Annotated in this window: 7 protein-coding genes; 1 reads left to right on the top strand and 6 read right to left on the bottom strand. The window is 69.7% G+C overall.

Annotated features, from left to right (window positions below; all coding sequences use genetic code 11):
* Window positions 1-452 precede the first annotated feature (452 nt).
* Entirely contained in the window at window positions 453-1,460 is a 1,008-nt protein-coding gene (locus ACIA8E_RS35215) for a stage II sporulation protein M (protein WP_399304431.1), read from the bottom strand.
* Between the two features lie 119 nt (window positions 1,461-1,579).
* Here ACIA8E_RS35215 and ACIA8E_RS35210 point away from each other — a divergent pair, with 119 nt between their 5' ends.
* Window positions 1,580-2,533, top strand: a complete 954-nt coding sequence (locus tag ACIA8E_RS35210) for an RDD family protein (protein WP_399304429.1) — start codon at window positions 1,580-1,582, stop codon at window positions 2,531-2,533.
* A gap of 549 nt (window positions 2,534-3,082) precedes the next feature.
* Here ACIA8E_RS35210 and ACIA8E_RS35205 read toward each other — a convergent pair.
* The 5 genes from ACIA8E_RS35205 to ACIA8E_RS35185 all read right to left on the bottom strand — a co-directional run bounded on the left by ACIA8E_RS35205 (window position 3,083) and on the right by ACIA8E_RS35185 (window position 9,110).
* Entirely contained in the window at window positions 3,083-3,694 is a 612-nt protein-coding gene (locus tag ACIA8E_RS35205) for a hypothetical protein (RefSeq protein WP_399304427.1), read from the bottom strand.
* A 176-nt stretch (window positions 3,695-3,870) separates the two neighbouring features.
* Window positions 3,871-5,328 (bottom strand): adenosylhomocysteinase, encoded by a 1,458-nt coding sequence (gene ahcY / locus ACIA8E_RS35200; RefSeq protein WP_030927023.1) that lies wholly within the window; start codon window positions 5,326-5,328, stop codon window positions 3,871-3,873.
* A gap of 260 nt (window positions 5,329-5,588) precedes the next feature.
* Window positions 5,589-6,584, bottom strand: a complete 996-nt coding sequence (locus tag ACIA8E_RS35195; RefSeq protein ID WP_399304425.1) for a cation diffusion facilitator family transporter — start codon at window positions 6,582-6,584, stop codon at window positions 5,589-5,591.
* An 87-nt stretch (window positions 6,585-6,671) separates the two neighbouring features.
* The gene (gene manA / locus ACIA8E_RS35190) at window positions 6,672-7,853 is read right to left on the bottom strand and encodes a mannose-6-phosphate isomerase, class I (RefSeq protein ID WP_399304423.1); all 1,182 of its coding nucleotides are present in this window, start codon (window positions 7,851-7,853) and stop codon (window positions 6,672-6,674) included.
* Window positions 7,854-7,973: 120 nt separating this feature from the next.
* Window positions 7,974-9,110 (bottom strand): SIS domain-containing protein, encoded by a 1,137-nt coding sequence (locus ACIA8E_RS35185; protein ID WP_399304421.1) that lies wholly within the window; start codon window positions 9,108-9,110, stop codon window positions 7,974-7,976.
* Window positions 9,111-9,179 lie beyond the last annotated feature (69 nt).

Below are 9,179 nucleotides of genomic sequence, written 5' to 3'. Positions count from 1 at the left end.
CTCTCGGGCTTTCCTCCGGGCTTTTCCCTTCGGTCTTGCGTTTCCGACTCTATCAGACTCTTTCGTGTCCGATTCCCGGTCGAAGCGGGTTCCGCCTTCCAGGTTCTCGCTTTCGCGTTTCCCTTTCCGGCGGTTCCAACCTTACCAGACTCATTTTCGTTCCGTTTCCGGTTCGAATTTGATTCCGATGGCCGTTGGAGTGGCCTTTGCCTTTCGGCTGATTCGACTTTATCAGAAGCGTTTCGGCCGAGCTAATCGGCTTCGTGGCCCAGATAAAGGAATCGACGGCTCTTCAGGAATTCAATTCCTAGTGAGCGAGATGGAGACTAACCGTTGAGCCTTGACTTGTCCAGTCCGACTCAACCGTTAAAATCTACCTCCCCCTGTCCACCATGTCAACGGTTTTTTTGGGGCGAGGAGGAGACTAGCAGGTCAGCGGGGTCGTACGCACATCAGGCGGCGGCTGGGAGCTCAGCGCTCCGCTCGGTGGCGTCGACGTCTCCCGCATCGCCGGCTCGGGCCGCTCGGCCGCCCAGTACGTAGACGTAGGCGAGAAAGGCCAGCTCGGCCGCTATGCCTATGGCGATGCGGCCCCAGGTCGGGAGGCCCGACGGGGTCACGAAGCCTTCGATGACGCCGGAGACGAAGAGAACCAAGGCCAGGCCTATGGCCATGCCGATCGCGGCCCGGCCCTGTTGCGCGAGGGCGGATCGCCGGGTCTGCGGGCCGGGGTCGATGACCGTCCATCCCAGGCGGAGGCCCGTACCGGCTGCGACGAACACTGCGGTCAGTTCGAGCAGGCCGTGCGGGAGGATCAGGCCGAGGAAGGTGTCGAGGCGGCCGGCCGATGACATCAGGCCGATGCCGACCGCGAGATTGAGGACGTTGACGAAGAGGATCCAGATCACCGGGAGGCACAGGAACGCTCCCAGAACCAGGCACATCGCGGCGGCCTGGGCATTGTTCGTCCAGACCTGGGCTGCGAACGAGGCCGCCGGGTGGCTGGAGTAATACGTCTCGTACTCCCCACCGGGGCTGGTCAGGCGACGTAGATCGTCCGGGGCGGCGATGGCCGACTGCACTTCCGGGTGGGTGCCGATCCACCAACCCATGAGTGCGGCCAGGAGTGTGGAGAGGACGGCCGTGGGTATCCACCAGTGCCTGGAGCGGTAGACCGCGGCGGGGAAGCCGGCTGTCAGAAAGCGGGTGGCGTCGCGCCAGGACGCCCGGCGGGTTCCCGTCACCGTGGATCGGGCGCGGGCCACGAGCTGGGTGAGGCGCGCGGTGAGCATCGGGTCCGGAGCGCTGGACTGGATCAGCGAGAGGTGCGTGGCCGTCCGCTGGTAGAGGGCGACGAGCTCGTCGGCTTCCGTGCCGGTGAGTCGGCGCCCGCGGTGCAGGAGATGGTCCAGGCGGTCCCACTCGGTTCGGTGGGCGGTCACGAATACGTCGAGATCCATGGTCGGCTGCTGCTCCAGGCATGGGTGCGTACGGGTCCGTACTACTGCGGCGCGCTGCGGGTCAGCTTGGCAGACTGAGCGCCCGAGGGTCAGGGAAGGTCGGCGAAGGGTGGGCGGCGATGAGTGAGCTTGTGACCGGGGATGCGGTCGTACTAGGGCTGCGACCGGCGAGACTGCCGAGCCGTGCGTTGGCTCTGGCGATCGATCTTGTCGTGGTCTGGATCGTGTTCATTCTGGTGTCGATCGGCTTGGCCATTGCGACGGTGACGCTGGACGAGGCGGCAAGTGCGGCCATAGCCGTCGCGACCTTTCTGCTGGTGCTCGTGGGCGGGCCGATCGCGGTCGAGACGCTCAGCCATGGGCGCTCGCTGGGGAAGCTCGCGTGTGGACTCCGGGTGGTTCGGGACGACGGAGGGCCGATCCGGTTCCGGCACGCGCTGGTACGCGGGGCGATGGGAGTCGTCGAGATCCTGATGACGCTCGGGGTCTTCGCCTGCATCGCGTCGCTGGTGTCGGCGCGGGGGCGACGGCTCGGGGATGTCTTCGCGGGGACGCTCGTCGTGCGGGAGCGGGTGTCGGCCGGGCGCGGGGTCGCTGTGCCGCCTCCGCCGCCGTGGCTGGTCGGACGATTCGCCGGGCTGGATCTGTCAGCGGTGCCGGACGAGCTGTGGCTGGCGATACGGCAGTACCTGACGCGGATGCAGCAGCTCGATGCGGAGGTGGGGCTGTCGATGGCGGAGCGGCTGGCCGGTGAGCTGGCGGCGCGTACGGGGGTTCCGGTGCCACCAGGGGTGCCGGCCGCGGCCTATCTGGCCGGCGTGGTGAACGAGCGGCAGGCGCGGGATGCCCGGCGGGTGTTCGCCGCTGCGCAGGCCGGTCCCCTCGGGCAGGGGGGCGTGGGACGTGGTTCGGCGCCGATGGGGCTTGCAGGGGCGGTCAGTTCGGTCGCTCCTGGCGCCTCTGTTTCCCCTGTAGCGCCTGCTGTCCCTTCGGCTCCTGCTGAACCTGGGGTTTCTGAGGCGGAGGAGCCGGGGGGCCGGAAGCCGGGTACGGGGTTCGCGCCGCCTGTCTAGAGGTTGTCCCGTATGGGGTGGTAGTTGTCGCCTGGGGTCATGTCGGGGGCAGTTGACTGGCTGAGGCCAGGGTTCAGGAGCCAAAGGGCCTCGTGTTCTGCCTCGTAGCGTTCGCCGTGCCCAGCCCTTGTGCGAGTCCCTGGTCCGCTGCCCCCCGCTCCAGTGCCCCGCGTTCCCCCGAGCCGCCTCTGCGCCGCAGTACGACCAAGCACACCCCGACCGCGGCCGCGAGCACGACCACCATGGAAACAACAAAGATCAGGTGTCCCCCACTTGTCCGGCGGAACCGTCCTGCGGTCCCTTGTTGATCTGGGTTGTCGCCTGCTGCCCGTTCACAGGGAAGCCCGATTCCTGCTTGGGCGCCGCAGATTCGCCTCGGAGTGCGAGTCCCGTCGCGCCTGCTCGAGAGAGGCAGTTGCGAGAGGGCACTGCGGTCGCGGGTGGGCACGCGTGTGCCGTCCACGTTGCCGGCGATCTCATCGGCTTGCCGTCCACGCAAGGACACCCCTCATCGACGCACCACCCACCACACCAGGTGCGGGACAACCTCTAGCGGGGTGAGGGCGGGGTTTCCAGGTGTTCCAGCTCGATGCCGGGGGCCGAGAGGACTACGTCGCCGGCGATGTGGATGGTGTGCTGTTCGCCCGTGTCCAGGGCGTTGACCTGGTATTCGTCCACCATCAGAGGGCCGTTGTCAGTGGCGTGCGCTTCACTGTTCACCAGGGCCCAGGACTGGTCGACGGTACGGGGGGCGAGGACCGGGTCCGTGAAGGCGACGAGACGGATGCGGGTCGCGGGGGAACCGGGGGTGAGGCGCAGCAGGCGTGAGGTCGCGATGAGGAATGCGGGGGATGTGCCGGTGAAGCCGTGGGCGCGGACATTGCCTTCGGTGGCATGAGTGCCGGTCGGGTCGGTGCGGACCCAGGTGACGCCTTCGAGGGCTGCGCCGCGGATCTGCCAGCTCGCGGCGTGCAGTTCGAGGCGGATGGGGCGGCCGAGTTCGTCGAGGGCCAGATCGACGGAGCCGAGGTGGTCGCCGGAGGGGGCGATGGTCTGGGAGACGTAGCGCCAGCCGGAGGGGCCGGGGGCGCAGTGGAAGTGCTCTTCACCGAGGGGGGTGTGGTCGTGGGGATCGTGGAGCGAATAACGGCCGCGTGGCATGGGGTCCTTCGGGTCCTCGGGCTGTGCGGGTGCGGTACGGCGCAGGCCCCCGACACGGGGGTGCGGGGGCCTGCGCTCGTATCTGCTGCTGAGACTGCGGCTGTTCCGTCCGTCAGTGGCCGGTCACCCGCCTGGGGTGAGCTGTCTGGTCGCTGACGGGCGGGACCGGTGCCGGATCAGTAGCGGTAGTGGTCGGGCTTGTAGGGGCCTTCGACCTCGACGCCGATGTACGCGGCCTGCTCGGGGCGGAGCGTCGTGAGCTTCACGCCGAGCGCGGCAAGGTGGAGGCGGGCGACCTTCTCGTCGAGGTGCTTGGGCAGCACGTAGACGTCGGTCGGGTACTCCTCGGGCTTGGTGAACAGCTCGATCTGGGCCAGGGTCTGGTCCGCGAACGAGTTGGACATCACGAACGAGGGGTGGCCGGTGGCGTTGCCCAGGTTCAGCAGGCGGCCCTCGGACAGCACGATGATGACCTTGCCGTCGGGGAACGTCCAGGTGTGGACCTGCGGCTTGACCTCGTCCTTGACGATGCCCTCGATCTTGGCGAGGCCGGCCATGTCGATCTCGTTGTCGAAGTGGCCGATGTTCCCGACGATCGCCTGGTGCTTCATCTTGGCCATGTCGGCGGCCATGATGATGTCCTTGTTGCCCGTCGTGGTGACGAAGATGTCGGCCTGGGCGACGACGTCGTCGAGCGTGGCGACCTGGTAGCCGTCCATCGCCGCCTGCAGGGCGCAGATCGGGTCGATCTCGGTGATGATGACGCGGGCGCCCTGGCCGCGCAGGGACTCCGCGCAGCCCTTGCCCACGTCGCCGTAGCCGCAGACGACGGCGGTCTTGCCGCCGATGAGGACATCGGTGGCGCGGTTGATGCCGTCGATCAGCGAGTGGCGGCAGCCGTACTTGTTGTCGAACTTGGATTTGGTGACGGCGTCATTGACGTTGATCGCCGGGAAGAGGAGCGTGCCGTCGCGGTGCATCTCGTACAGACGGTGCACACCGGTCGTGGTCTCTTCGGTGACGCCGCGGATCTCGGACGCCAGCTGGGTCCACTTCTGCGGGGACTCGCCGAGGGTGCGGTTCAGCAGGGTGAGGATGTGGCCGTACTCCTCACTGTCCGCGGTCGACGGGTCCGGGGCCGCACCGGCCTTCTCGAACTCGACGCCCTTGTGGACGAGGAGGGTGGCGTCACCACCGTCGTCGAGGATCATGTTGGGGCCGCCGGTGGGGGTGTTCGGCCAGGTCAGGGCCTGCTCCGTGCACCACCAGTACTCTTCGAGCGTCTCGCCCTTCCAGGCGAAGACCGGGACGCCGGCGGGGGCGTCCGGAGTGCCGTTCGGACCGACGGCGATGGCCGCGGCGGCGTGGTCCTGGGTGGAGAAGATGTTGCAGGAGGCCCAGCGGACCTCGGCGCCGAGGGCGACCAGGGTCTCGATCAGCACGGCGGTCTGCACGGTCATGTGCAGCGAGCCGGTGATGCGGGCGCCGGCGAGCGGCTGCGCGGCGGCGTACTCCTTACGGATCGACATCAGGCCGGGCATCTCGTGCTCGGCGAGCGTGATCTCCTTGCGGCCGAACTCCGCGAGGGAGAGGTCGGCGACCTTGAAGTCCTGTCGATTGGCGACCGTCGTCATAACGGGCTGCTCCTCGTAGTGGGTGTCGAGGGTGGGTACGGCTGGCTCTGCGGCGGCGGACACAGAAATGCCCGGGCGCTCGCAGCGCAGTCCGTCGGAGGCCCTCTCTCCCTCGCCCGGTCCGCATGCGCGGAGCGGCCGACCGCCATCAGCAGCGACGTCTGACACTGCCATCGAATCTACACCGATCGGGCCGACCGCTCCCAGCCCGCCCGGGGCCGGAAGTGATCGGGAGGGGGGCCGGGGCGGGTACGGGTGGATCAGTGGTCGGATTGTGTCGGGGCGGCGTCAGGGGCCTCGGGAGCGTCCGGGGCCTTGGCCGGGTTGGTGCCCGTGGCGGCGGCCGCCTCGTTGAAGATGTCCGGTTCCAGGTAGATGACCCGGGCGATCGGGACGGCTTCCCGGATGCGGGACTCGGCAGCATTGATGGCGTTGGCGACCTCGGTGGCGGTGTCGTCGTGCTGGACCGCGATCTTGGCGGCGACCAGCAGCTCTTCCGGGCCGAGGTGGAGCGTACGCATGTGGATGATGCGGGTGACGGTTTCGCCGTCGACGACAGCGGCCTTGATCTTTTCCACCTGGTCGGTGCCGGCGGCCTCGCCGAGCAGCAGGGACTTCGTCTCTGCTGCGAGGACGATCGCAATGCCGATCAGCAGGATGCCGATGCACAGCGTGCCGATGCCGTCCCAGACGCCGTTGCCGGTCGCCAGGGTCAGGCCCACACCGAACAGTGCGAGCACCAGACCGACCAGCGCGCCGAGGTCCTCCAGGAGGACGACCGGGAGCTCGGGGGCCTTGGCCCGGCGGACGAACTGGGTCCAGGTGAGCTCGCCGCGGCTCTCGTTGGACTCCTTGATGGCGGTCCGGAAGGAGAAGCCCTCGGCGATGATCGCGAAGACCAGCACGCCGACCGGCCAGTACCAGGCCTCGAGCTCATGCGGGTGCAGGATCTTCTCGTAGCCCTCGTAGACCGCGAACATGCCACCGACCGAAAACAGGACGATGGAGACGAGGAAGGCGTAGATGTACCGCTCACGCCCGTAGCCGAAGGGGTGCTGGGGGGTGGCTTCGCGCTGGGACTTCTTGCCGCCGAGCAGCAGCAGCCCCTGGTTGCCCGAGTCCGCGACCGAGTGGACGCTCTCCGCGAGCATCGAGGACGAGCCACTGAACAGGAACGCCACGAATTTGGCCACTGCGATCGCGAGGTTGGCGGCGAGTGCCGCCACGATCGCCTTGGTTCCGCCTGACGCACTCATGGGTGCCTGGTGTCCCTTCTTCGGTGCTGCGGCGCCGGCGCCGCGGTACGGCCGGACATTGTTGCAGCCGCTGATGCGGACGGTACGTCAGGCCACCACTGTGGCGCGGAACAGAGTGCCGGTACCGGACGCTTCGACCGTTTCGTCCGCCGGCACGAAGACCGAGGCGCCGGGGGTGAGATCGAGGGCGCCGACGCGAGGTGCGCCCGCGGTGCAGAGCAGGATCTGCGGGGTGGGCCTGGTCAGGTCGACGGGGGCGGCGCCGGGCGAGAGGTCGAAGCGCGACAGCCGGAACTCGTCGACCGGGGTCTCGTACAGCTCCTCGCCGGAAGGGGACGCCTCGGGGCGCAGGATGCCGGGGTCGGTCGCCTCGAAGCGGACGATGCGCAGCAGTTCGGGGACGTCGATGTGCTTGGGCGTCAGTCCGCAGCGCAGCACGTTGTCCGAGTTGGCCATGATCTCGACGCCGAGGCCGCCGAGGTAGGCATGCGGGACGCCCGCGCCGAGGAACAGGGCCTCGCCGGGCTGGAGTTGTACGTAGTTCAGCAGCATCGCGGCGATGACGCCCGGGTCGCCGGGGAAGTGGTGTGCGATGCGGGCGTACGGGGCGTGGGCGCCGCCGAGGCGTTCGGCGGCGGTGGCCGCGGCGGTCACCGTCTCGGCCATCTCGGCGGGGTCCGCGGTCAGGATCGCCGTGAGCACCTCGCGCAGGGCCGCCTCCTCGGGGTGGGCGCCGAGGAGGTCGACGTACGGCTTGAGGGAGTCGACGCCGAGTGCCGCCATCGCCTGCGCCGCCTCGGTGGGCCTGCGGAAGCCGCAGAGGCCTTCGAAGGGGGTGAGCGCGCAGATCAGTTCGGGCTTGTGGTTGGCGTCCTTGTACGTGCGGTGGGGCGCGTCGATCGGGACGGACCGGCGCTCCTCGTCCTCGTACCCCTTCTTGGCCTGCTCGAGGTCGGGGTGGACCTGGAGGGAGAGGGGGGCGCCTGCGGCGAGCAGCTTGAGCAGGAAGGGGAGGCGGGGGCCGAACTTCTCGACGGCGGCCGGGCCCAGCTCGCGCTCCGGGTCGGCGGCGATGATGTCGGTGAGGGGCTGCTCGGTGGGGGCTTCCGAGGTGCTGGATATGCGGGTGAGGCGGGAAGGGGCTCCGGGGTGGGCGCCCATCCACATTTCGGCTTGCGGTTCGCCGGTGGGGGCGACGCCGAGCAGCTCGGGAATGGCGGTGGTGGAGCCCCAGGCGTAAGGGCGCACGGTGTTGGAGAGCCGGTCCATGGAGAGTTCGTCCTCGTGAGATGCGCGGATCGTGCGGTGTGGTGGTCGTGCGGTGGTCGTGCGATGCGGTGGGGCTGTGCTCGGTGCGGTGGTTGTGCCCGGTACGGGCGTGCGGTGCGATCAGGCGTGGGCTGCCGAGGCCAGTGCCAGGTAGACGGCGGCGAAATCGGTGACCGCGAGGAGCTCGGCGAGGGCTTCGAGTTCGCTGCCCTCGTCCGGTTCGAGTTCACTGACCGCCGTGTCGTGGCCGATGGCCAGTTCGCGGGCGGCGGGGGCGGCGCTCAGACCGCCGGCGGGCCGGTCGCGGAGCAGGACGACCCGGGCGTGCAGGGGCTCCGCCTCGTCGACCCGGTCGCGGAAGAAGTCGTCGGGGTCGGCCCCGGCAGCGAAGGTGCCCGCCAGCAGCGCCCCATGGGCGGGGAGGGCCTCGGGGAGTTCGGCGGCGAGGGCCGGGCGACCAGACAACTCGGCGAGGACAGCGGCGAACCGGCGCCCGACCGGCCCCGCGGCATCGCCTTCCGTCCATACGAGCGGCAGGCTGTCGGCGAGCTCGGCGGCGAGCGTCTTGGCCGGGTTGCTGTACGTGGCGATGGCCGGGCCACAGCGCTCCGCGGTGCGGTCCAGGCGGTCGGCGACGCTCTGGAGCGTCTCGGCGGGTGCGGTGATCAGGCCGACCCGGTCGAGCAGTGCGAGGAGCGGCGTGAACAGGGCCCAGAGAGTGCCGGGGCCGGCGGCCGACGTCTCGGCGTCGTACTCGCCGTGCGGGGCGGACGCCATCGGTACGACGAGGCCGTGCACCCCGTCGACCGCTTCACGCAGCGGGGACTGCCGGGGGGCGACGGCGACGACCGTGCAGCCGCGCCGGTAGGCCTGTTCGGCGAGCAGGGCGAGGCCCGGTTCGGAGCCGTCCGCCGTGACGATGAGCAGCAGGTCGACGGAGCCGGCCCAGCCGGGGAGCGTCCAGCGCATGGCGCCCGCGGCGGGTGCGACACCCGTGGGGCGGATACAGGTGACGGGTGCGGACGCTCCGGCCAGCGCGCCGATCAGGTCGGCGACGCCGGATGCGGCGGTGCCGGAGCCTGCGACCAGGACGGCCCGCGGGCGGCCCTCCGGGGCCAGGTCGGTGATCCCGGCCTCCGCCGCGTGCCGGGCGGCGGTACGGACGCGCGCCCCGGCCTCGGCGGCGCCGCGGAGCAGACCGCGGCGGTCGGCTCGGGCCAGGGCTTCCGGGGCGTCGAGCAACGACTCGTCGAGCATGGGGACGGGCCTCCGATCACGTGCTGATCACCGTGCGGGCTGCGGGTGTACGGGGGTGGGGGCGCCCGG

The organism is Streptomyces sp. NPDC051664, from assembly GCF_044453545.1.
In the GTDB taxonomy this organism is placed as follows: Bacteria; Actinomycetota; Actinomycetes; order Streptomycetales; family Streptomycetaceae; genus Streptomyces.
Note: the sequence above shows the minus strand (reverse complement) of the source record. Positions and strands in the feature narration are given on the sequence as shown.